At 51.4% G+C, this 23,629-nt stretch carries 21 protein-coding genes; 12 read left to right on the top strand and 9 right to left on the bottom strand.

The window, feature by feature from the left end:
• Window positions 1-15 precede the first annotated feature (15 nt).
• Together ACZ45B_RS07450 and ACZ45B_RS07445 are read left to right on the top strand one after the other, a co-directional pair.
• On the top strand, window positions 16-321 hold the full coding sequence (locus ACZ45B_RS07450; protein WP_024545513.1) for a nucleotidyltransferase family protein: 306 nt from the start codon (window positions 16-18) through the stop codon (window positions 319-321).
• Window positions 311-658, top strand: coding sequence for a HepT-like ribonuclease domain-containing protein (locus ACZ45B_RS07445; RefSeq protein WP_024545514.1), 348 nt, complete (start codon window positions 311-313; stop codon window positions 656-658). The genes ACZ45B_RS07450 and ACZ45B_RS07445 overlap by 11 nt, the downstream gene beginning before the upstream one ends.
• A gap of 95 nt (window positions 659-753) precedes the next feature.
• Here the strand turns inward: ACZ45B_RS07445 and ribD are convergent, their stop codons facing one another.
• On the bottom strand, window positions 754-1,869 hold the full coding sequence (gene ribD / locus ACZ45B_RS07440) for a bifunctional diaminohydroxyphosphoribosylaminopyrimidine deaminase/5-amino-6-(5-phosphoribosylamino)uracil reductase RibD (RefSeq protein WP_024545515.1): 1,116 nt from the start codon (window positions 1,867-1,869) through the stop codon (window positions 754-756).
• A 198-nt stretch (window positions 1,870-2,067) separates the two neighbouring features.
• Between ribD and ACZ45B_RS07435 the strand changes: the two genes are divergently transcribed.
• The 6 genes from ACZ45B_RS07435 to opcA all read left to right on the top strand — a co-directional run bounded on the left by ACZ45B_RS07435 (window position 2,068) and on the right by opcA (window position 10,450).
• On the top strand, window positions 2,068-3,255 hold the full coding sequence (locus ACZ45B_RS07435; RefSeq protein WP_024545516.1) for a methyltransferase domain-containing protein: 1,188 nt from the start codon (window positions 2,068-2,070) through the stop codon (window positions 3,253-3,255).
• 33 nt (window positions 3,256-3,288) lie between these two features.
• Window positions 3,289-4,287: an arsenosugar biosynthesis radical SAM (seleno)protein ArsS gene (gene arsS / locus ACZ45B_RS07430; RefSeq protein WP_024545517.1), complete on the top strand. Its 999-nt coding sequence runs from the start codon at window positions 3,289-3,291 to the stop codon at window positions 4,285-4,287.
• 178 nt (window positions 4,288-4,465) lie between these two features.
• Entirely contained in the window at window positions 4,466-5,845 is a 1,380-nt protein-coding gene (locus tag ACZ45B_RS07425; RefSeq protein WP_024545518.1) for an efflux RND transporter periplasmic adaptor subunit, read from the top strand.
• A 439-nt stretch (window positions 5,846-6,284) separates the two neighbouring features.
• Window positions 6,285-7,430, top strand: a complete 1,146-nt coding sequence (gene tal, locus ACZ45B_RS07420; protein ID WP_024545519.1) for a transaldolase — start codon at window positions 6,285-6,287, stop codon at window positions 7,428-7,430.
• Window positions 7,431-7,510: 80 nt separating this feature from the next.
• Window positions 7,511-9,040 carry a glucose-6-phosphate dehydrogenase gene (gene zwf, locus ACZ45B_RS07415; protein ID WP_024545520.1) on the top strand — a complete coding sequence of 510 codons (1,530 nt, stop codon included), beginning with the start codon at window positions 7,511-7,513 and terminating at the stop codon, window positions 9,038-9,040.
• Between the two features lie 75 nt (window positions 9,041-9,115).
• Entirely contained in the window at window positions 9,116-10,450 is a 1,335-nt protein-coding gene (gene opcA / locus ACZ45B_RS07410; RefSeq protein ID WP_024545521.1) for a glucose-6-phosphate dehydrogenase assembly protein OpcA, read from the top strand.
• A 20-nt stretch (window positions 10,451-10,470) separates the two neighbouring features.
• Here the strand turns inward: opcA and ACZ45B_RS07405 are convergent, their stop codons facing one another.
• The gene (locus ACZ45B_RS07405) at window positions 10,471-11,163 is read right to left on the bottom strand and encodes a Crp/Fnr family transcriptional regulator (RefSeq protein WP_024545522.1); all 693 of its coding nucleotides are present in this window, start codon (window positions 11,161-11,163) and stop codon (window positions 10,471-10,473) included.
• A 91-nt stretch (window positions 11,164-11,254) separates the two neighbouring features.
• On the opposite strand from ACZ45B_RS07405, the gene ACZ45B_RS07400 reads away from it, so the two are divergent.
• Complete coding sequence (locus ACZ45B_RS07400) at window positions 11,255-12,013, top strand: hypothetical protein (RefSeq protein WP_024545523.1); 759 nt, start codon at window positions 11,255-11,257, stop codon at window positions 12,011-12,013.
• Between the two features lie 256 nt (window positions 12,014-12,269).
• Here the strand turns inward: ACZ45B_RS07400 and ACZ45B_RS07395 are convergent, their stop codons facing one another.
• From ACZ45B_RS07395 to ACZ45B_RS07375, 5 genes are all read right to left on the bottom strand, one after another.
• Window positions 12,270-13,379 carry an ABC transporter permease gene (locus ACZ45B_RS07395; protein WP_024545524.1) on the bottom strand — a complete coding sequence of 370 codons (1,110 nt, stop codon included), beginning with the start codon at window positions 13,377-13,379 and terminating at the stop codon, window positions 12,270-12,272.
• A 38-nt stretch (window positions 13,380-13,417) separates the two neighbouring features.
• Window positions 13,418-13,909, bottom strand: coding sequence for a salt stress protein, Slr1339 family (locus ACZ45B_RS07390; RefSeq protein ID WP_024545525.1), 492 nt, complete (start codon window positions 13,907-13,909; stop codon window positions 13,418-13,420).
• A gap of 43 nt (window positions 13,910-13,952) precedes the next feature.
• Complete coding sequence (aat, locus tag ACZ45B_RS07385) at window positions 13,953-14,564, bottom strand: leucyl/phenylalanyl-tRNA--protein transferase (RefSeq protein ID WP_024545526.1); 612 nt, start codon at window positions 14,562-14,564, stop codon at window positions 13,953-13,955.
• A 78-nt stretch (window positions 14,565-14,642) separates the two neighbouring features.
• Window positions 14,643-15,311 (bottom strand): response regulator transcription factor, encoded by a 669-nt coding sequence (locus ACZ45B_RS07380; RefSeq protein ID WP_024545527.1) that lies wholly within the window; start codon window positions 15,309-15,311, stop codon window positions 14,643-14,645.
• On the bottom strand, window positions 15,277-16,794 hold the full coding sequence (locus ACZ45B_RS07375) for a sensor histidine kinase (protein WP_029681750.1): 1,518 nt from the start codon (window positions 16,792-16,794) through the stop codon (window positions 15,277-15,279). The genes ACZ45B_RS07380 and ACZ45B_RS07375 overlap by 35 nt, the downstream gene beginning before the upstream one ends.
• A gap of 215 nt (window positions 16,795-17,009) precedes the next feature.
• Here ACZ45B_RS07375 and argC point away from each other — a divergent pair, with 215 nt between their 5' ends.
• A complete protein-coding gene (gene argC, locus ACZ45B_RS07370; protein WP_024545529.1) occupies window positions 17,010-18,068 on the top strand; it encodes an N-acetyl-gamma-glutamyl-phosphate reductase in 1,059 nt (352 codons plus the stop codon).
• On the opposite strand, the gene ACZ45B_RS07365 is transcribed toward argC, so the two are convergent.
• Window positions 18,065-20,323, bottom strand: coding sequence for an ATP-dependent helicase (locus ACZ45B_RS07365; RefSeq protein ID WP_464674838.1), 2,259 nt, complete (start codon window positions 20,321-20,323; stop codon window positions 18,065-18,067). The two genes, argC and ACZ45B_RS07365, sit on opposite strands and share 4 nt — an antisense overlap.
• 414 nt (window positions 20,324-20,737) lie before the next feature.
• On the opposite strand from ACZ45B_RS07365, the gene ACZ45B_RS07360 reads away from it, so the two are divergent.
• Both ACZ45B_RS07360 and ACZ45B_RS07355 read left to right on the top strand, forming a co-directional pair.
• The gene (locus ACZ45B_RS07360; protein WP_024545530.1) at window positions 20,738-21,832 is read left to right on the top strand and encodes a septal ring lytic transglycosylase RlpA family protein; all 1,095 of its coding nucleotides are present in this window, start codon (window positions 20,738-20,740) and stop codon (window positions 21,830-21,832) included.
• Window positions 21,833-21,872: 40 nt separating this feature from the next.
• On the top strand, window positions 21,873-22,856 hold the full coding sequence (locus tag ACZ45B_RS07355; RefSeq protein WP_024545531.1) for an ABC transporter ATP-binding protein: 984 nt from the start codon (window positions 21,873-21,875) through the stop codon (window positions 22,854-22,856).
• Between the two features lie 16 nt (window positions 22,857-22,872).
• Here the strand turns inward: ACZ45B_RS07355 and cysE are convergent, their stop codons facing one another.
• Window positions 22,873-23,607, bottom strand: a complete 735-nt coding sequence (cysE, locus tag ACZ45B_RS07350) for a serine O-acetyltransferase (protein WP_024545532.1) — start codon at window positions 23,605-23,607, stop codon at window positions 22,873-22,875.
• Between the last annotated feature and the right edge of the window lie 22 nt (window positions 23,608-23,629).

Here is a 23,629-nt window from a genome sequence, read left to right as displayed (position 1 = left end):
TCAGCAGTTAATTTTATGAAACCCGAAATACTTAAGCAAAGTTTTGTTCTTTCTAGCCTCGCAAAATGCCGCGATCAGCTCGAAAAATTTGGGGTGAAGTCACTGGCTCTATTTGGTTCTACTGCCCGTGATGAAGCGACTATCGATAGTGATTTAGATTTTCTGGTGGAGTTTGATACTGAACTCACCTTCGATATCTATATGGATTTTAAGTTTTTTCTTGAGGAGCTATTTAATTGCAGAGTAGATCTTGTTATCAAAGAAGATCTCAAGCCTCAAATTAGAGAGAATATCCTTAAACAAGCGATTTATGTCCCGTAGTCTTCGTCTTTACCTCAGTGATATTCTCAAGAGTATTACAAAAATCCAAAGTTATGCCGAAAGTTTGACCTATGAAGAACTATGTGAAGACAGCCGAACCCTTGATGCGATCGCCCACAATTTACAAATTATTGGCGAAGCAACAAAACAAATTCCTGAGTCTCTACGCGAGCAATATCCACAAATTGAATGGAAGAAGATTGCTGGCTTGAGGGATATTATTGCTCATACTTATTTCCGTATCAATACCAAAATTGTCTGGAGCATCGTGCAAACGAAATTAAATCCCCTTCAAGCTTGCATTCAACTTATGCTTGAAGATAGGAATCTTTTTTAGATTCATCTTTTCAATGGTAGCGATCGCCCACTGGCAACCCACCGCCACAGAGCTATTTTCCTGGTTACGTCTCATGTGAAGCTCAGTGCGGCAAATTATTTTTCCAAATTAGGAAGATCGCCAGTCAACAAGAAATCATGGCCAATGGATTGAAGTTGGACATTTTCGAGGGCGATCGCCTGGTCCATCAACGTTAAACCCAAGTTACCTACAGGGGTCGGTGCCCCTTGGCCACCAATAATTTTCGGGGCGATAAAAGCCATCACCTTTTGGATGCTGCCCGAGGCGATCGCCGCTGCCGCCAAGGTGCCACCACATTCCCACAACACCTGCAAACAGCCCTGGTCATAGAGGTATTGCATCACTCTATCGGGGGAAACTGGATCGATGTGTACTACTTCTACTCCCCGTTGCCGTAAAAAATCCTGCATTTCTGGATTGGCAGTTGCTTGGGTAATCACCACCGTTGGTGCGATGGTTACATCCCACAAATGGCGATCGCCTGGCAGATCTAGAGACTGACTGACGACCACCCGCAAAGGATTATGGGGCGTCAGTGCATGGGTGGTTAGGTACGGATTATCAAGGCGTACTGTGTTTCCCCCGACAATCACCGCATCACAGCGGGAGCGGAGGTCATACACCTGATTGCGCGTTTCCTGGTGGGTAATCCAAGCGCTATGGCCCGTGGTCGTCGCAATTTTGCCATCAAGGGTCATCGCATATTTCAAGATGCCAAATGGCCGCTTGTGTAGCATCCGCCAAATAAAGCCCGCATTCAGTTCCCGGCAAGCCGCTTCTTCAACGCCCACTAGCACTTCAATGCCTGCATCCCTGAGGGTTTGTAAGCCGCCCCCAGCGACGAGCGGATTCGGATCCACCATCCCTACCACGACTTTTTTGACGCCGGCTTTGACCACCGCCTGACTACAGGGGGGTGTTCTACCGTGGTGATTACAGGGTTCTAAGCTTACATAGATAGTGGCACCTCGGGCCGCTTCCCCCGCTTCCCGGAGGGCAAACACTTCTGCGTGGGGTTGCCCTGCCCCTGGGTGAAAACCTTCGCCAATAATTTGACCATCTTTAACGACAACGGCTCCCACCATTGGGTTGGGTGCTGTTCTGCCCGCTGCCTGCTTTGCCAGGGTAATGCACCGTTGCATCATGGCACGATCAAAATCGGTTCCAACGGGGGCGGCATTTGGGGTCATGGTTGAAGGCCGGGGCAAAAAATTTGTTCTTTCCCATTGTAGGCAAGAACCCTAGGGCAAATATAGGGGACTGGGCCAGCGAAGGGCGAGAAAGTCAGGGGATTGAGCGACGGATTGGTGCTATTTCAGGAAATTTTCAGCAATTATCGATATGATCATCCCAATTCTCTGCCGTTGTTTGAAATCTGAACGAATTTAATGCCAGAAACTACTGCTACGCCTCACTACCATGTTGAAGATGCTGTCCTGAGCCGTTATCAAGCGGGTGCCCAGGAGCATGAGCCGAGTCTCTGTTGTCCGACGGACTATCAGGATGTCCATTATTTGGATGTGATTCCTGAAGAAATTTTGACGAAAGACTATGGCTGCGGTGATCCGACCCGCTATGCAAAACTGGGGGATGTGGTCTTGGATCTTGGGTCTGGGGCAGGGAAAAACTGCTACATGGTCGCCCAGAAGGTGGGGCCGACGGGGCAGGTGATTGGCGTTGATTTTAATGATGTGATGTTAAATCTCGCCCGTAAATACCAAGGGGCGATCGCCAAAAAAATTGGTTTTCAGAATACAGAATTTGTCAAAGGCAAAATCCAGGATTTAAAGCTACCCCTCGCCCCACTCCAGGCTTGGCTCCAGAAAAATCCGATTAACACCATCGAAGATGTGGCCCGCTACGAAGCAGAAGGCGATCGCCTCCGGGCCGAATCTCCTTTAATTGCCGACGAAAGTATTGATCTGGTCATTTCCAACTGCGTTTTAAATCTGGTTAAACCCAGCGACAAACGGCAACTGTTCCAGGAAATTCACCGGGTCCTGAAAAAAGGGGGCCGGGCTGTCATCTCGGATATTGTTTGCGACGAGCCACCCAGCGAAAAAATCCTCAACGATCCCGAGCTATGGAGTGGTTGTATTGCTGGGGCTTTCCTCGAAGCAGAATTTTTGCAAATGTTTGAAGCAGCGGGTTTTTATGGGGTCGAAATTCTCAGCTATGCCCCAGAGCCCTGGCAAACCATCGACGGCATCGAATTTCGCTCTATGACTGTGCGGGCCTACAAAGGTAAAGAAGGGATTTGTCTCGAACGCAATCAGGCTGTTATTTACAAAGGCCCCTGGCAACAGATCCAAGATGACGATGGGCACACCTATTGTCGAGGCGAAAGAATGGCCGTGTGCGATAAAACCTTCCAGCTTTTGACCAGTCCCGACGGCCCCTACGCCGGACAATTTATCCCCGTTCCCCCCTACCAAGAAATTCCCCTCGAAGCAGCGCCAGAGTTCAATTGCCAGGCCAAGGCCCGTCGCTCTCCCCAAGTCACCAAAGGCGAAGACTATCACCTCACCCAATTGAATGGTGATACTGCTTGTTGCACGCCCGAGAGCTGTTGCTAAAATTTCTGGCCTAAAATTATTTTTGAGATCTCCATGGTTCAAACACCCTCTCCGACTGCCATTACACCTTTTACTCAAGCCCTCGGCCAACCCCTAACCAAAACCTCCATTCGTGTCCTCCAGATCAACCTCGGCAAAAAATGCAATCTCGCCTGTACCCATTGCCACGTGGAAGCAGGGCCAAGGCGCACTGAAGAACTCAGCCCAGAGATTTGTGAGCAACTGATTCAACTGATTCGCACCTTCCCTCAAATCCAAACGGTGGATCTCACCGGGGGGGCTCCAGAAATGCACTACGGTTTTCGGCCATTGGTGGCTGCTGCCCGGGAAACCGGCAAAGAAGTCATTGTGCGCTCAAATCTGACGATTTTCTTTGTGCCTGGTTATGAAGATTTGCCGGAATATTTCGCCCAAAATCAGGTGCGGGTGGTGGCTTCTCTACCCTGCTACTTAGAGAATAATGTCGATCGCCAACGGGGGACTGGGGTTTATCAAGATTCCATTGCGGCCCTCCAACGGTTAAACGCCTTGGGTTATGGCCGCGATCCCGAGTTAGTCTTGGATTTGGTTTACAATCCGCCCGTGCCCCGCAATACAGATTTTTCCCTTACCCCCAGCCAAACAAGCTTGGAACAGGACTACAAGACTTATCTAAAGGAGCATTTCCAGATTCGGTTTAATCACCTATTTACGATTACCAATTTGCCCATCGGTCGGGTGAAACATTATCTCCAAGCTCACGAACTCTACACACCTTATCTTCGCTTTCTCGCCGACCACCACAATGAGACGACGGTAACCAACCTGATGTGTCGGAATCAATTGTCGGTAGACTACCAGGGGAATATTTTCGATTGTGACTTTAACCAGATGGAAGATTTACCTGCCTACACCGCTGCTGGGAAGCGAATCACGGTGGCGGATTGTCTAGAGGCGCAGTCTTTAGATTTGCTCGAAACGGTGGCCACAAAACCCTATTGCTATGGTTGTACAGCAGGGAGCGGATCTAGCTGTGGTGGCGCTTTGACTTAGTTTTTTCTAAAAATTTGCATTTTATTTTTCTCTCCGCCATCGAAAACCCAAGCGTACAGCAAAAAAAAAATACTGTTTGGGTCGAAGGACTCTGCTAAAAAGACTTTTAAGGAAGTTTCCCAAATCCCCAGAAAATTTTTTACAATGATTTATTAAGCAATATTACAAGCATTTTACCGTGACTCAACTCGCGCCCAAACCCGATTCGCCAGAGACCACTGCGGCGGTTCAACGTTCTGGAAAGCTTCCCTGGCAGGCTTTGGGGGCGGGAATTTTGATCGGGGTGATCGTTGCCTATGCTGGGGGACAACTGGTCGCACCAGCGCCAGAAGATTCAGCTTCGGCGGCGAATGCAATCAGTCAAGCCCCCGGGCGTACCGTTACTACCCTCACCGTTGAACCCCAGGCGATCGCCAAAACCATGAGCGTTGTCGGTACTGTCACTGCCTCGGATCTTGTCTCGATTACTGCCGCCAGTCCCGGCCTCCAAATCACCAATGTACTCGTAGATGAGGGGGCCACGGTGCAAGCGGGTCAACTCCTGGTACAACTCGATAACAGCACGCTCCAGGCCGAACTCCGCCAAGCCCAAGCCCAAGTGACCCAAGCCCAGGCTCGCCTCGCAGAACTCAGGGCCGGGGCGCGCCCGGAAGAGATTGCCCGGGCCCAGGAACAGGTCAATCAAGCCACCGCTGCCCTTAGCCGGAGTCAAGCAGATCTGTCCCTCACGGAGCAGCGCCTCCGCCGGAACCAAGAACTTTTCGAAGCTGGGGCGATCGCCGCCGATACCCTTGATGAGACGCGCACGAGACGTGACGGTGCGGCCGCCAGCGTGAGCCAAAATCAAGCCACCCTCCGAGAAGCAGAACAGAGACTGGGGGAACTGCGCCGGGGCACTCGGATCGAAGTACTGGCCCAGGCCGAAGCCCAACTACAGCAAGCCCAAGCCCAGGTAAATTTGGTGAGCACTCGTCTTCGAGAAACCCAAATTTTTGCGCCCCGTGCCGGAAAAATCATCGAAAAATTCGCACAACTGGGTAGTCTGAGTTCTTCAAGTGACGCTCTATTCACCCTTCTCGAAACGGGGAAATTAGAGCTGGAAGCAAACATTCCTGAAACACAGCTCAATGAAGTCGCCGTTGGCCAAACAGTTCAAATTACCAGCGATCGCGACCAGACTCTCAACATTACAGGGCAAATCCGTGAGATTGTCCCCACAGTTGATCGGCAATCCCGCCAAGCAACGCTCAAAATTACCCTGCCCGAGAGTGCCGACCTTAAGCCAGGGATGTTTCTCCGGGGCAATATTGTCCTCAGCCAAGCCCAGAGTTTCAGCGTGCCCACAGAGGCGGTGATTCCCCAAGACGGTGTCCAAGGCACGGTTTTCCGTGTCAACCCGGATAATACAGTGGTTGCCCTAGAAGTAGAACTAGGGGAATTGCTGGCTAATGATGAAATTGAAATCCGCAGCGGTATCCAGGCAGGCGATCGCCTTGTGGTCAAAGGAGCAGCCTTCCTTAAAGATGGTGACCGAATCGAAGTCCAACCCTTTGAGTAAGGTGCTTTTAAGATCGCCCCAAAATTGACAACCGAGATCATCATCTAATTCAGTATTTTCTGCTTACAAAATGTTGTCAAACAGTGATTTTTTATATTTATTTAATAAATGCAATTCCCCCTACAGACGAAGCGAAAAATTCGATTTTTCTTGGCGCAAATAGGCTGTGATCTAGGGGTTTAGGGCGTTATTAACCCAAATGAAAATAGTCCTTAAAGACATTTTTGCTTAGGTATTGGTCAGGGAAGCAACTTATAGGTGCGGTAATCCCCCCATAGGTAGGTCAAGATTTTTTTAAAAAGTGAAAAGTTCCTCAACAATCCCAAGCCACTTTTAAAAAGATCCGGTAAGTTGAGGGTAGTGCCCCCGCCTCACTGAGTTGTAAAAACATCAGAAACAAGGCTTGGGGCGATCGCCAAACGCACAAGGAGAATTATCGATGGCTACTGCGAACCCGATTATTGACATTGAGAAATACGGCCAGAGTATCTGGATGGATAACCTCAGTCGGGATTTGATCACCTCTGGGGAATTGGCCCAACTCATCGGCAGTCGGGGCATCCATGGGATTACCTCTAACCCGGCCATCTTCGAAAAGGCGATCGCCGGCAACAAGATCTACGACGAAGCGATTAAACAGGGCATCGCTGCAGGGAAGTCGACCCTAGAAATCTACGAATCTCTCGTCTTTGAAGACATTACGAGCGCCTGCGATATCTTTGCTGAGGTTTACAACCAAACCAAGGCCCTCGACGGCTACGTCAGTATCGAAGTCCCCCCCACCATCGCCAAAGATACCGCCAGCACCATCGCCGAAGCCCGCCGCTACTTTAAAGAAATTGGCCGCCCCAATGTGATGATCAAAATCCCCGGCACTCCAGAAGGGTTGCCCGCAGTCACCCAGGCGATCGCCGAAGGTATTAACGTTAATGTCACGCTCCTATTTTCTGTCCAAGCCTACATTGACACTGCCTGGGCCTACATCGAAGGGCTCGAAAAACGGGCTGCCGCTGGTGAAAGTGTCGAAAATATTGCCTCCGTCGCCAGTTTCTTCCTCAGCCGCATCGATGTAAACATCGACGACCAACTAGACGCCAAAATCAAATCTGGGGTCAGTGAAGATGTGGCCAGTAAACTGATCAGCCTCAAAGGAAAAGTGGCGATCGCCAACGCTAAAATCGCCTATCAACACTACCTAGACATTTTTAGTAGCGATCGCTGGCAAGCCCTCGCCGCAAAAGGCGCTAAGCCCCAACGGCTCCTCTGGGCCAGCACCGGCACAAAAAACCCCGACTACAGCGATGTGATGTATGTGGATGAATTGGTGGGCGCCGATACCGTCAACACCCTCCCCCCCAGCACCATCGAAGCCTGTGCCGACCACTGCGATCCTGCCAGTCGCATCGATGCCAATGTAGACCAAGCAAAGCAAATCATCGCTGCCCTCAATGATGAAGATGTGGCGATCGACCTCGATGCCGTGATGGCCGAACTCCTCGAAGATGGCATCGACAAATTTATCAAACCCTTCGAATCCCTGATGGCTTCCCTCGCCGCCAAAGTTGAACAACTGGCCGCTGTCTAACCCAGCCGAAACATTTCCCCCTCACCCAAGGGGGATATTTTCCCCTCTGTCTTACCCTTCGCTCCCTCAAACACCAAAATATGGTTGCCCTTCAAGAAAATCCCCTCCGCGTCGGACTCCGCCAAGAACGTACCCCTGATCCCCTCATCATCGTGATTTTTGGCGCCTCCGGTGACCTCACCCAGCGCAAACTTGTCCCTTCCCTCTACGCCCTCAAAAAAGACAATCTCCTTCCCCCAGAACTCACTATTGTCGGGGTGGCGCGTCGAGACTGGAGCCATGACTATTTCCGTGAGCAAATGCGCCAGGGGATTGAAGAATTTTCCGATGGCATTGGCAGCGAAGATCTCTGGAAAAATTTTGCCGAGGGCTTGTTTTATTGTTCCGGCAATATGGACGACGCCGACAGTTACCAAAAGCTGAAAGCCCTCCTCGAAGACCTCGATCAACAACGGGGTACAAGGGGGAATCGCGTCTTTTATCTTGCTGTTTCTCCCAAATTCTTCCCCCCCGGTATCAAAAATCTTGGGGCAGCAGGCATGCTCAATGATCCCATCAAACATCGCCTGGTCATCGAAAAACCCTTTGGCAAAGACCTCAGCTCTGCCCAAGTGTTAAACGGTGTGGTGAGAAATGTGTGCCGAGAAGAACAGGTTTACCGTATCGACCATTACCTCGGTAAAGAAACTGTTCAAAATTTATTGGTTTTTCGCTTCGCCAATGCCATTTTTGAACCCCTCTGGAATCGTCACTACGTTGACCATGTGCAGATTACCGTCGCCGAGACCGTGGGGGTAGAAGACCGGGCAGGCTATTACGAAACTTCTGGGGCACTACGGGATATGTTGCAAAATCACTTGATGCAACTATTCTGTCTGACTGCCATGGAAGCCCCCAATGCCCTCAATGCCGACAGTATTCGCAGCGAAAAAACGAAGGTATTACAGGCAACTCACCTGGCCGATATCCACAACCTTGATAAATCCGCGATCCGGGGTCAGTACAAAGCAGGCTGGATGAAGGGGAAACCCGTGCCCGGTTATCGCGAAGAACCTGGCGTCAATCCCGAATCAACGACTCCCACCTATGTGGCGATGAAATTTATGGTGGATAACTGGCGTTGGCAGGGGGTTCCCTTCTACTTGCGTACGGGTAAACGCTTACCGAAAAAAGTTTCTGAGATCGCGATCCAATTTAAACAAGTACCCCTCAGCATTTTTCCGTCGGCGGCAAAACAGGCCAATCCCAACGTGCTAGCCCTGAGGATTCAGCCCAATGAAGGAATTGCCCTCCGCTTTGAGGCAAAGATGCCAGGGGCAGATATTCGCACCCGCAGTGTGGATATGGATTTTAGTTATGGGACATCTTTTGCGATGGCGACCCAAGATGCATACACTCGCCTCTTGCTCGATTGCATGGTGGGGGACCAAACCCTTTTTACCCGGGCCGATGAGGTGGAAGAAGCTTGGCGAGTGGTGACCCCAGCCCTTGCTGCCTGGGATTCACCGACAGATCCTAAGACGATTCCCCAGTATGAGGCGGGTACTTGGGAACCGACGGAAGCGGAATTTTTGATCAATCGGGATGGTCGCCGCTGGCGCAGACTGTGATTGAGCGATCGATCGCCTTAATTGTTTTCAACCCTTAATCTTCTAAATTCGCTTTCCCAATCTCCAGAAAAATTTATGACTATTTCAGCTCCCCTTGTTTCTTTGCAAGCACCTAAGGATGTCTCCATTGAAGAGATTGAAGTGGAACTGACACAACTGTGGCAGAATTACCGCTCCGACGAAGGTATGAGTGCAACCCGGGCTACCACCTTTAGCTTTTTGGTATACGAACCGGATGACTCCCAGGCTTTACTGGGGAGTCTGGGGTTTTATTCAGGGCCCATTGACGGCATCGCTGGTTCCAGAACAACGGCCGCGATTCGAGCTGCCCAAAAAGCCTATGGTTTTGAGGAAACGGGAAAACTTTCGCCAGAATTACTCCAAAAGCTCCGGGAAGCTTGGGCCTGTCAAACCCAAGGCCAGGGTTGCCAACCGCTGACCTATTCGGCAGATCTGAGTAGTGCTGGGGTGGCGGATGCGATCGCCAGCTCCAACCCCTGTCGCATTATTACCCTTTGTCCCACCACGGGCGAAGATGTGGGGGTCTCAGCCCAGGTGTCTGCCTATTGCCCGATTAACAAGCGCGGCAGCAGTACTCTCATTTGCTGTGAATACATTACCCTGAGTGGCACAGCCGCAGCCTTAGAGCGTATCGGTGGTCTGATCACAGCTTTGATGGTGCGGGATTTGCCGAAATTTATCTGGTGGAAAGCAGTGCCCGACAGTAACTACGGACTGTTCCAGCGGCTGATGGCTGAGGCAGATACCCTCATCGTCGATTCTAGTGAATTTCTGAATGCCGAGGTGGATTTACGGGTCCTCTGCCAATTGATCTCTCAGGGTATAAACGTGGCTGATCTCAACTGGAGTCGCCTCGCCGCCTGGCAAGAGCTAACCGCTGCGGCCTTTGATCCCCCCGAACGCCGGGCGGCTATCTGGGAAGTAGACCATGTTACCCTCAACTATGAGAAAGGCAACGCAACCCAGGCATTGATGTATATGGGCTGGCTGATGGGCCGCTTAAATTGGGATCCGACGGCCATTGAGCGGGAGTCGGGAGACTATGAGATTCACCGACTTCGATTTAGCGATCGCCAAAATAAGACCATTACCGCCGAACTAGTGGGTCTTCCCATGGCTGATGTGGGCGAAGTTGTGGGCGATTTAGTCAGTCTCAAGCTCACCTCCAGTAACCTGGCTGCCGACTGTTGTACTGTTCTTTGCTCAGAAACATCAGGCTGTATGCATATGGAGTCTGGAGGGGGCGCCCAGGCCTGTCGCATTGAGCAAGTGACCCCCCTAGCGGATCAAAAAACAGATCACCTCCTCGGGCAGCAGCTCCAGCGATGGGGGAAAGATGTGCTTTACCAAGAAACCATGGCCCAGGTACAAGCGATCCTGGCCCTGTAGAGGCTAATGAACAGGTGATCTCAGGGATTGTTTGATGGGTGCTTCTCGCGCTTTGAGATGGCACAAATCTTAAATTGATCTGCTCCAAACAGCTCTAATCGGCCTGCTTGGAGCAGTTGTTTTAATAAACGGTTGACCGTGAGTGGGGCGACCCCCAAAACTCCGGCTAACTGCTGACTGGTGAGGGGGAAAGGCAATAACAGACCCCCAGGGATGATTTCTCCATGGATGCATCCAAGCATTTCTAGATAGAGCCACAGGCGATCGAGGGTTTTACCTTGACTGAGAATCGTTTGTCGCCAGAGCTGTTGCTGGTGCTGCTGCCGCAGTGCCTGGAAGATGTGCTGTTCTAGGGTGGGCCAGAGAGCTAAATCTTGCCAGTACAACCAAAAGACAGTGGTTTGATCGACTTGGGCGATCGCCTGGAGGGTCACCCCCTCACTTTGACCCAGATCGAAGGGTTGGCCCGCACCCAAAAAAGCCAGGGTAATGGGTCGTACTTCCTGGGAGAATAGGGGCGCTTGACAAAGACGCCGCTGACCTTCGAGACGAACAAAACCTTGGGTGACGAAGTAGAGCAGGCCCGCCCGGGTGGGGATGGTTGTTTCGGGGCCAAAAGTGCGACTACGACAATGGGCGATCGCCCATTGCTCAAGTTCCGGCGTAATCAGAGACAGCGGGGAACTCAGATCAGCAACGGAAAAATCAGACATTGTCCAAGGCCCCGAAAAATGAAAGCTTTGATGACGGGCGTAGCTAGGGTCCTATGATTCTAAAAGATGTCCATACCCCACGCAAGCTTCGATGCCTTTGCTCTCTGTGGTGACCGAGGCCGCCGATCTATCGGCGGCCCTCCAAGATTTATTGGCCCAGCCGGGGCAATATCCGGCAAAGGATATTCCCTTAAGTCTCTGCTTCCGGCGGCCAGGCTTGGGTTTCCGTTCGGCGATCGCCCGTAAATTAGCCCACCATCAGGCCCAGGTTCCCCAACAATTGGCCCAGCAATATTTGGAACAGATTACGGCCACCGTCTCCCCAACGAATAATGCCACCCACCTCTTCACCTACGAGGCGATCGCCACCCCCCAGGGCTGGCTGGAGTTTTCACTAATCCCCCTAGACATTGGCCGCTGGCTAGATCAAGTAATACGCCCCCAAGCCCCCATATCCATCACGCTGGACGCTGATCTGCTGTTTTCTTGTCATTACCTGCGGAGCCGTTGCCAAGAACTGAGCGACCTCGCCGCTGTCTATCACAGCACCCAGTTACCCCAGTGGCACTTTCACCACAGTCGCTTTCCGGCTTGGGAGCAAACCCTTCTAGAAGCGATCGCCCGCTATGTTCTCGCAGCCCTCAACCATCAGCCGAAACCCCACCTCCTGGCTACCGTAGAAAAAAGCCTCTGGGAATTTCACCGCCACTGCAGCCTATTTGGCTATTTGCAGCAACAACCTACCTTAGGTTGTCATTATTGGCAGTGGTTGAAGTACTTGGCGCAGTTTTTCCAGAATTATTTGCCCCCATCTCAAGATTTCTTGACCATCTCAAAAGCGCTCCCCTAAAGGATTAGGGGCTTTTTAGCTCAAAAATGATCTCAATTTTCGACATAAAACTTGAAAAAACCATGGCGCTTTCAGAAAAGATGGTCTAAACTTACAGGTGTGTGAGGAGCGAACCAGAAAGAAGACCGAGACGAAACACGGAAAGTCGCCGGTCTTTTTTCTGTGCCCAGCCCCAGAACTCCCCAAAAAATTAGGGTCATACCGCCACAGATACCACCCTAAAAATCCACAAGTTTTTTTAAAAATAAGTCCTTGCTTAATCCCTACGGCTCTGGAGACTTTTGGGGTCGAGGGCGTCCCGGAGACCATCTCCGAGCAGGTTAAAGGCCAGCACTGTGATGATAATCAGGACCGCCGGCGACCATACTAGCCAGGGCTGCAACACCAAGATCGAAGCATTTGTCCCCAGGGAAAGCAGATTTCCCCAACTGGGATCGGGCTGTTGAATCCCCAGGCCAATCAGACTTAATACCGATTCGGCGATGATAAAGCCAGGCACGGCGAGGGTTGCAGAAATAATTGCATAGCTGGCAGTTTGGGGCAGAATATGGCGGGTAATGATGTAAAGCGATCGCCCCCCCGTGGCCTGGGCTGCCTGGACAAATTCTTGGTTTTTGATCGAGAGCACCTGGCCGCGAATCACCCGTGCTAATCCTGACCAGCTGATAAAGGACGTAATCAAAACAATCAAGAGAAAACGCTGGGCACTGGTGAGGCTGGCGGGCAAAATAGCAGCGAGAGACACCAATAGATAAATCCCCGGAATCGTCATCAGCACTTCCACAAACCGCATCAACACCGCATCAATCCAGCCGCCAAAATAGCCGGAAATACCACCAATAATCATCCCTAAGGGAAAAGAAATGGTGATCCCCACAAGGCCAATAAAGAGACTGATGCGCCCCCCATGGAGCAGGCGACTGAATTGGTCGCGGCCCTGTTCATCAGTACCGAGGAGATTGAAGCGAGCGTCGCCTACCACCCCGAAGAGGTGGCGATCGCCCCGGATTCCAGGAAAGATAACCCGTTCTTCAAAGGAGGGGGGGACAGGCAGCTTGATTTGTAAAAATTGGTAGGCATCCCCCTTCACAAACAGGCGCAGCGGTTGGGGATTTTCGGCATCGATAATCAGTTGGCGATCGCCTGTGTCAAGATCCGTCGGCCCTTGGCTGGTGGGATAAACATGGGGCGTCCCGTTAGGCCAATGGATCGCCGTGGGAGGCATCAGGGAGCCGTCAAGCTGGGAGGCATAGGGGTTATAGGGGGCAAAAAAATCTGCACCGATCACCAGCACGTAAAAAGAGATCAGAACAATTGCGCCCACACGGGCCAGGGGATTATTTCGAAGTTTGCGCCACCAATCCATAAGTTCTTGCCAGGGTTGCCAAAGGTATTATTTGTTTTTCATTCTAATGCCTGCAGATATTCGATCGCGGCAGCTAGGGGAGATTCGTAAGTTTCGGCAAATTCCATAAACCAGAGCCCTTCATTGGAGAAAGGATCGAGCTGTTGGAGCCAAGTTTCTGCCCTAGTGCGCCAATATTTGTTCTGGGCTTGCTTTTGTTTTTCGGCGGCGGCGATCGCCTTGATATCTGTTTCCGGCAAGGGCTGCTGGGCTTGCCGTTGTTTGGCGGCGATCAGTTGGTTGATATCTTGATAGATGCGGTGATTTTTTTCGCAATCCTTGAGTTTGTTCGCCGTGGTCTCCTGTTCGAGAGCCTGCAACATTTCAGAGAGGCGATCGCCCTGGGATGTTTGCGGGATCGCTTGCTTCGTCTGGTGTGCCTGCTGGAGGGCCGCCAAAGCTTGATCCAGACCATCATCTCCGGGGGAGGGTTGGCTTTTACCACGGTGTTGATTTTCTAAATCCCGCAAAAAATTATCGATGGATGCCATTACCTCCCCCAGTGCCAATTACAAACACCAAAAAGCTCTTCAATTATAAAAACGGGTTTTCACTTTTGTCCCCCACCACAAACGTACAGGGCAGTTGTACCGCCTGGGCCAGTAAATAGCGGTAATCCTGATTCTTGATAATGTAGGAGCCAAACCGTGCCAGATGGGGATTTTGCAACTGAGCATCAAACAAAATAAACCCCTGCCGCCGTAAATGTTCTACCAACAGCACCATCGCCACCTTGGAGCCGTTGGGAAGATTAAAAAACATCGATTCGCCGATAAACGCTCCACCGATGACAATGCCCAAAATACCACCAGCTAACTGATCCCCCTGCCAGGTCTCAAAACTATGGGCCCAACCCGCCCGGTGTAAGGCCCGGTAAACTTCTAGTAAATCTGAGGAAATCCAGGTCACATCTCGATTGGCACAGCCGGCACATACCGCTTCAAAGGCCCGGTTGATCGCTGGGGTAAAGGTTTGTTGGTTTAGCGATCGCCGGAGGGATTTCGGGTAACGGAAACGGTTATCGAGGGGAATCAATGTCCGTTGCCGACTGGAATACCAACCCAAATGCCCCTGCTCATCCGCCATGAGAAAATAGCCCTGGGAATAGCCTTCGAGGATAGATGGCAGATTAAAACGGCTAATCATAAAGCATCGTCAAAAATTAAAGCCTGACATATTTCTTTCACTGTATCAGGGGAACTTTAAATCCTGGCGTTGTTTTTCTTAGGGCTTGAGACGATAGCCAATGCCCCGTACCGTTTCAATGAGATCACTCCCCAGCTTCTTCCGCAAATAGCCAATATACACATCTACAATATTTGAACCCGGATCATAGTCGTAACCCCATACCTGATCGAGGAGCTGTTGCCGACTGAGCACTTGATCTGGATGCCGCAATAAGGTTTCTAGGAGGGTAAATTCTCGGGTGGGTAATTCTAACCAAGCATCTCCTTGTTTAACGCGGCGGGTCTTTAGATCAAGTTCGAGGGACTGGGTTTTCAGGCACATCGCTGCTGGGGCAGGGGTAGAAGTAAAGGTGCGTAACCGAGCTTGCACCCGTGCCAGGAGTTCTTTGAAGCTAAAGGGTTTACTTAAATAATCGTCAGCTCCCAGATTTAAACCAGCGACCTTATCGGCAATGTCATCCCGGGCTGTCAAAATGATAATCGGTGCGGTGACCCCCTGGCCCCGCAGGTCGTGGAGGACCTCTAGGCCATCGGCATCGGGCAAACCCAGGTCTAAAATCAACAGGGCAAAGGGATATTGTAGGGCCCAGCCCAGGCCTTCGGCGGCAGTACTGGCCAGGGTAACGGTAAAGCCTTCACTCTTAAAGCCTTTTTCGAGAAAGGAGGCAATTCTAGGTTCGTCTTCGATAATCAAAATCTGGGTCATAGGGGATCGTGAGGGTAAATGTACTGCCTTGGTTCAGCTCACTTTCAACGGTGATCGTTCCCCCATGGGCGATCGCCACCTGTTTGGCGATCGCTAAACCTAGGCCCGATCCTTCTGTGCCACGGGTTTGACGACCCCGGGCAAACCGTTCAAAGATGCGAGCCTGGTCAGCAGGAGAAATGCCATGGCCACTATCGATGAGCGAAAACTGGAGGGTCTTGGCTGTTTGGGTAACAGTCAAGCAAATGCGATCGCCGCTCTGGGTGTATTGCACCGCATTTTGGGCCAGGTTGATGATCGCCTGGGTGAGCCGTTGGCGATCGCCCCAGAGAATGCCCCTGACGACTCCTTGCGATTCCCATTGGCGATCGTCTGGGGTCAAAGCCGTAATTTTATTGTAGAGCTCGGCCACAAATGGTTCCAGATCAATGGGTTCATAATGCAAAAAATCGGGCCGCTCTAACTTCGCCAACAGGATTAGCTCTTGCACAAGCCGGCCCATGCGATCAAGTTCATCTAAAACCAACTCCACCGTTTTTTGCTCTTCGAGGGGCAATTGGGCGATCGCCATCAACTCCAGATGACCCCGAATAATCGTAATGGGAGTACGCAACTCATGGCCCACATCATTAAGAAATTGCCGCTGGTGCTCAAAGGCCGTTTCTAGGCGATCCAACATTGAATTAAACGCCTGGGCCAAGGTTGCTAGCTCCCCCTGGGTCGTAATCGGAATCCGTCGCGTCAAGTTTGACTCATTGATACTTGTCGCCGTTCTGAGAATGAGGGTCAGGGGTGCTAAAACACGACCAGCCACCACTGCACTCGCACCAATCGATAGGCAAAACACACCAATCAAAGTGGCAAAGACAATCTTCAAAGATGTGAGAATCTCACGATGTTCTCCGGCTACCGCATGGACTGCAATGAAACGCCCGATAATCTCACCTTGGTCATTGGTGAGAGGCAAGACGACAAAGAGAATGTCCCCCGTCTCAGAATTAGGGCGTGGATCAACCCCTTCTTTCCAATTTTCAGCCTGGGCGAGGCGTAGCAGTAAGGGAGAATTCGGTTGGAGAGTCGGGGGGAGAGCCTCAGGACTAGAACGATAAAAGTCCTGGTCAATTACACCAATGATAAAAGTGTCATCCTCCGGTACGCGCCGGGCCAGATAGAGATTAAACACAGCCACTAAGTCCGCAGGCGTGGCCAAGGGTAAAATTTCCGTGTCCTGGAGAGCAAGGCGCTGCTTCACTTGGGGATCATTATTCAACAGCCCTTCAAAAAGATAGATATCTTCCCGGAGATCTGCCCTGACCCGTTGGTTAATCTCACTAAAAACCAGGTGGAGCATAATCGGGAATGAAATGACCAAAAAACCCGACAGCAACAACAGATACCAAAGAAAGACCCGCCCCCGAACCGACAGGAGATGGATCCGCAGGGGTTTGAGCCGTCGTCTGAGGGAAGAGGCGATTGATCTCATTGTTTTGTCCGGTAGCCCACAGCTTTTGTTTGTATTATCGCCAATTTGGGAGTCGCTGCTTTGTGACTGAAATGGCGGACAATCTTCTGGGTAATCTTCTCGACTCCTGTCTCGCTAACTTGGCGAAATTTTAGATCGGTTGTCCTCAACATTTCCCTGTACAATTGCAGCCAACAAGGGCGATCGCCCCAGACATTTAGGTAACAGTAGCGTTTATGAGCAGTGGGAAAAAAGTTTCCGTCGGGATTGTAGGAGCCTCTGGCTATGGCGGTATGCAACTGGTTCGTCTCCTGAGTGATCATCCCCAGGTAGAACTGACCTACCTTGGGGGCAACAGTAGCGCCGGAAAACCCTATGCCGAACTTTATCCCCATGTCGGTCACCGGATCAAAATGACCATTGAACCCATTGACCTAGACGTTATTGCGGAACGCTGCGAAGTGGTCTTTCTGGGGCTTCCCAACGGTCTTGCTTGCGACCTTGCCCCCCAACTCCTCGACCGGGGCTGTAAGGTGCTCGATCTATCGGCAGATTATCGTTTTAAAAACCTCGATACTTACAAAACCTGGTACAAAACCGAGCGCACTGACCAGGAGACCAATGCGATCGCCGTCTATGGTCTACCCGAACTGTACCGTGATGAAATTAGTCGTGCCCAGTTGGTGGGCTGTGCCGGTTGCTATGTGACCGCCAGTTTATTGGCCCTCGCTCCCCTGTTTAAGCAGGGTTTAATTCAACCCGAAACCGCGATTATCGATGCCAAATCTGGCACGTCCGGGGGCGGTCGCCAGGGCAAAATCAACCTCCTCCTCGCCGAAGCCGATGGCTCCCTGGGGGCCTATGGGGTCGGCTCCCATCGCCACACCCCAGAAATTGAACAAATTTGCAGCAAACTCGCCAGCCAAGATATCCGCGTCCAATTTACGCCCCACCTGATCCCCATGCCCAGGGGCATCCTCGCCACAGTCTATGCCACCCTCAGAGATCCAGGCCTTGTCCGCGATGATCTCCTGACGATTTACAACGCCTTTTATCGGGCCGCTCCCTGTGTCGAAGTGCTCCCTAATGGTGTCTATCCCCAAACGAAATGGGCCTGTGGTACGAATCTCTGCTATCTAGGCGTCGAAGTAGACCACCGCACTGGGCGGGTAATCGTGATGTCAGCCATTGATAACTTGATCAAAGGACAATCGGGTCAAGCGGTGCAATGTTTAAACTTGATGATGGGTTGGGAAGAGACTTTGGGTTTACCGCAGTTGGCTTTCTATCCCTAGGGGTTTTCACCGCGCAGTATGGCAAAAATGGGGCAGGGTTCCTGGGGTTGTAATTTCCCTTGGCCAGGGTTGAAGGTACTCCAAGAAAAGGGGGCTTGCTTGGCGGCTGCGAGCCAGAGGAGACGCTTCGCACGGGTCATCGCCACATAAAGCAGGCGATATTCTTCTTCAGTTTTGAGCTGTTGGGCTTCTGCCCAGAGGGTTTTGACCTGTTTATTCGCGGTCTTTGGCGATCGCCCTTGGGCCTGGTGGTGGACAAATTGACGGATCTGGGCGCGGGCTACGGCGGTGGGATCATAATCCCCGAGGAACTTAGCGCTGTTAGGAATCCAACTACTGCCGGGGATTTCTGATTGGTGTAAAAAAGGTAAAAAAACATAGTCCCAATCGAGCCCCTTCGCCTTATGCATGGTGAGGATTGTAATTTGGCTGGGGCGAGTGTAGCGGTGATTAGTGTCAAGCTCAATGCCTTCAAAGCCATCCCGGTGAAGACCTTCGAGAATTTCTAGGGTATGGCGGAGATGTTTGGAGCCTTGGGTTTGCTGGGCGATACGTTCACTGAGTTTTTGGACCGTCGCCAACTCTTGAGCGTCATAGTCCAAGGTCATGGCTAAAAAAGGGAGCAGTTGGTAATGGGGCAGTTGCCAATGGGCCGTCAAGAGGCGATCGCATAGGGTTTGGGCAGCCTGGGCTCCAGGAAAAACCAAGTCAGGGTCTAAGGGACTGGGATAGAGAAATTTTTCGGGAGCTAAGGCTAAACGGGTTACATCTTGGGTCGGAATTTTTTGGCGATCGCCAATCACTTCCAGAGCTGCTTTAAGACAATCGGGGGAGTGGGGCCGCTCCAGGAACCGGAGAATGTGCTGCAATTCTTGTACAAGATAGCTGGCGCTAGCGCCAATGCGGGCATCATAGAGCTGAATGGATGTTTCACGAAACTGTTCGGCCAGTTGATCGGCGATGAACTTGCCCTGGCGCTGGGTCCGGACCAAAATAGCGGCGCTATGGTCTGGATTGTCGCTGAGTAATCTTTCAAGGCGATCGCCCATCTGCGCCACAGTTTCATAAATATTTTCGGGGTGATAGCATTCAACGCCAGCCCCCGCGGGTGCAGGATTTGCCTCAACCTGGGGGTCATCAGCTTGGACAGGGCAGATTTCTTGCCAGCGGAAGGCAAAACGATCTGGCGGAGAAATGGTCTGGCTGGCCCAGCGTAAAAATTGGTTGGCTGCCTCAATAATCGGGAAACTAGAGCGGCCTGCATGGTGAATTTCTGCGCAATCCACCGCTTGGCAAAAACGATTGAAATAGAACGGATCCGCTGGGGTAAAAGTAGAATTAATCGCCTGATTTGGATCTCCTACCCGCACAAGATTACACACCCCGGACTGGGGATCTGTCGCCAACAGGCGAATCAACTGTTCCTGGAGTGGGCTCGAATCCTGGGCTTCATCTTCAAAAATCCCAGAAATTTGCGCCTGCCAATAGGCCTGGAGCTCTGGCGTTTCAAGAACACGAATAGCCCCCAAAATCAGATCATCATAATCAATCAGATTCGCCTGGGCCATGAGCCGTTGGTAGTTTGCGTAGATGCCAGCGGCGATCGTCAACAGTTGATATTCATCCTGCATCTCGGCCCCCAATTGGGCAACCAGCGCCGGAGAAAGGTTCGAGCTCTTGCATTCATGGATCACCGTATGGGCCAATTGGGGCAAAATTTCTGTCCTGAGGGCAAAACGGCGGCGCAACTGTTCCGTGGCCTCTTGATCAGAGCGGGCTCCTTGGCATAATTTTTCAAACAAAGCGCCGTGATCTTGGATCCACTGATCCACCGCTTCCTGGAAAATAGGATGATTTTTGGGGACATCCTGGAGGGTAACCAGTTCTAGATCTAAGCCGGAGCTTTCTGGATGACGACTGGCAATCTGTAACGCAAGGCCGTGGATAGTCTGCACAGAAAACCCTGTGAGGGGCAATTGAGCCCCCTTGAGATGGTCGTAGATTTTTTGTTTAATGCCTTCAGCTGCTGCCCGGGTAAAAGTGACGATCACCAATTGTTTTTCCGATGACAACGGCTGTCGCGCCAGGGTCAATACGGCGGCAACGGCCAAGGCATGGGACTTTCCCGAACCAGGCACTGCGGCGATCGCCATCGGGCCAGACTGCCACTGGGCTAAACGATCTTGACCAGGGCGGAGTCCCTGGGCTAAGTGTGCCAAAAACTGTCGCTGGTCACTGGTGAGGTGCGAGGCCATCGATTTTAGAAAAAAGTCAGAACTCATTTTTTTACTCAGAGTTTGTAGCAAGGATTACAAAAAAACAGGATTTAGAATTAAATTTATTTATTTCTGGCGTTGTTTTAGATTAGTAAAAATATTAAATAAGAAATCATAATGTCGGGTTAACCAGAGTTTTGTCTGAGTCGGCCTAAAGACAGTCCTGGTAAGCGCCTGGGGAGATTGGCTGAGGAACCCATGGTCGGGTTTTTCCCTCAATTCCAAGGTGATGCAGTGGTCAGGGCGAATTTTTTGGGGAAATTCATGGGCTATAAAACATAGAGCAATTTAGCAAATGGACTTGCGACATCTTGTGATCCCCAAAATCCGACCTCAAATAAGGCTCTCGGTGCTGGGGTGACATTTGTGATTTTTAACTGTTTTGTATCCTTTATGTATTTCCCGAAATTTACCGGATTATTGTCTAGTTTGGGGGTTCCCCTCCTCATGGCTGCGGCTGGTGTGACTGTGCACCAAAGTGGGGCGATCGCCACCAACACCGAACCAGGCAGTCCCACCCACCTCGATACCCAACGGGAAAGCCTTGCTGAAAATCCCCTTTGTCAGTTAGCCACAGACTTGGCCAGTCCCCCAGTGGCACGGCTTGTTCGGAACCCGGCCCCCGCAGCCAATCTCCCAACGGTCAACTGGGCAACGACTTTATTCCAGCGTTTTACTGAAAATTTAGGCCTTGATTTTCTCGTGACCCTAGAGGAGCCCCTCCCTGTTGTTCCCCGGGTAACGGTTTTACCCCGGCCTGGAACATCTCCCTCCCCAGGGGCGGCCCAGTTGGTCAGTTATGACCCAGACCAAGGGAGCAACCAGACCTATCAACTGTGGATCCAGGGTCAACCGATCGCCTCCCTTCGTTCTCAGGAAGAAGCAGACCGCTTAGCCCAAAAGCTAGAACAGCTCATCCAAATGGAAGGCTTTGACGCGGCGGCGATCGCCCCGACCCTCCACGAAGGTAAACCGGCGATCGCCCAAGGGGAACAAATCCTGCTGGTGATCGATGAAAAGATCACCCAAGAAGAAATCATCAATCATGAAATTTTGGCCATGCGCTGGGCCAATAACCTCCGCCTTGCCCTGGGAGTACCCGCCCTTGATATGGTGACTGCCCAGACCAAAATGTACCAACTACAAGAAAGTAATCAATCCCTTGAAGGTTTAGCTTCTTGGTATGGCCCATACTTCCATGGTCGTCTGACTGCTAACGGTGAAACCTACGACCAATATGCCCTAACCGCAGCCCACCCCGACCTCCCCTTGAATACTTTTCTTAAGGTCACTAATCTCAATAATCAGCGCAGCGTAATTATCCGTCTCAACGACCGGGGGCCCTATATTCCACCCCGGAGTTTAGATCTTTCCCTTGGGGCCGCCCAATGTCTCAATAGTGTCGAAACGGGGGTGATTCCCTATAAGGCGACGCTCATGACCCCCAAGGAAGAAACCCCAAAGGCGATCGCCCCTGATATGATCTAGCCTAGTGAGATCCTCGCGATCTTTTTTTCACCGCTTGCCCATGCCGATTATTGAAGTCGATTCTCTCAGCAAAATTTATCCCGTTGCCCTCAAGCAGCCCGGCTTCAAAGGCACTCTCAAGCACTTTTTCCAGCGGCAATACCGCCAGATAAAAGCAGTCGAAGCCGTCACCTTTCACATCGAACCCGGTGAAATTGTTGGTTTCCTCGGGCCAAATGGAGCGGGTAAAACCACCACCCTCAAAATGCTGACAGGGTTGGTTTATCCCTCCACCGGCGTTGTCCGGGTTGCCGGGGCGATTCCCTGCCAACGGCAACGGGATTTTCTCAAAAACATTAGCCTTGTCATGGGCCAAAAACAACAACTGCTTTGGGATTTACCCGCCCTCGATTCCCTGAGGATCAACGCCGCCGTTTACGATATTCCTGAGCCAATTTTTCAAGAACGCCTCACTGAACTCAGCACGATGCTATCCCTTGGGGGCAAACTCACCCAACCCATGCGGAAGCTCTCCCTCGGCGAACGGATGAAAGCAGAACTTCTGGCCGCGCTGTTGCATCATCCCCAGGTTTTGTTTTTAGATGAGCCAACCCTTGGTTTAGATGTCAATGCTCAGGTGGCCGTGCGAAACTTTTTGCGAGAATATAACCAGCGTTATGGCGCGACCATTCTCTTGACGAGTCACTACATGGCCGACATTACTGCCCTTTGTGAACGGGTGCTACTCATTCATCAGGGCAAGCTCATTTATGACGGTAGTCTAGAGCAGCTATTGGATCGCTTTGCCCCCTACCGAGAAGTACGGATCGAATTGACGGAGAGCTATTCCCGCGAAGCCCTCAGCTTTTTCGGGGAGGTAGAGCACATCGACGGCCAGGAAGTCCGTTTTTTAGTGAAGCGAGAATCTTTAACCCAGAGCATTGCGAAAATTCTGGAAAATCTTCCTGTAGTCGACCTGAGCGTTAATGACCCCCCTGTTGAAGAGGTGATTGGGCGGGTCTTTGATGCAGGGATTGTTGCCTAGGCTATTGTGAAAGGCCTTAAATACCAGCACCGTCTAAAAATTGCTGAATTTCTCGGTCAGACAAACGACAGCTGTCTTTGAGATAGCTACGGTGAACAGCGGCTAATTCCGGCTCCCGTTGGCCTTGGAGAGTTTGCACCTGTTCTTCGAGGGCTTCGATGCGGTCTAAAAGGGTACGAATTACTGTCGCTTCAGAATCTGGCAGACTGCCATGCTCCAAAGGATTTACCTTGACCCCAGAGCGGTACACAATACGCCCAGGAATACCTACTACGGTGCAGTCAGAGGGGACATGACGGAGCACAACAGATCCCGCACCGATGCGCACATTGTCACCAATTTCAATATTACCTAGCACCTTCGCCCCGCCACCGACAACAACATTTTCGCCGAGGGTCGGGTGTCGTTTGCCGCTTTCTTTGCCTGTACCGCCGAGGGTAACCCCTTGGTAAATTAGGCAGTAGTCACCGATGATCGCTGTTTCGCCAATCACGACGCCCATACCATGGTCAATAAAAACCCCATGGCCAATGCGGGCCCCTGGGTGAATCTCAATGCCAGTGAAAAAGCGGGCAATATGGGATAAAAAGCGGGGAATAAAGGGGAGTCCCAGCCGATAGAGACCATGGGAAACCCGATGCACAATGAGCGCCTGGAGGCCGGGGTAACAAAATAAAACTTCAAGCCAGTTACGCGCAGCGGGATCCCGTTCAAAGATGATGCGAAAGTCGGCAAGGAGGGTGGAAAGCATAATAGATCTGATCAGCAACGAT

It is taken from the genome of Picosynechococcus sp. NKBG15041c, from assembly GCF_055380235.1.
Note: the sequence above shows the minus strand (reverse complement) of the source record. Positions and strands in the feature narration are given on the sequence as shown.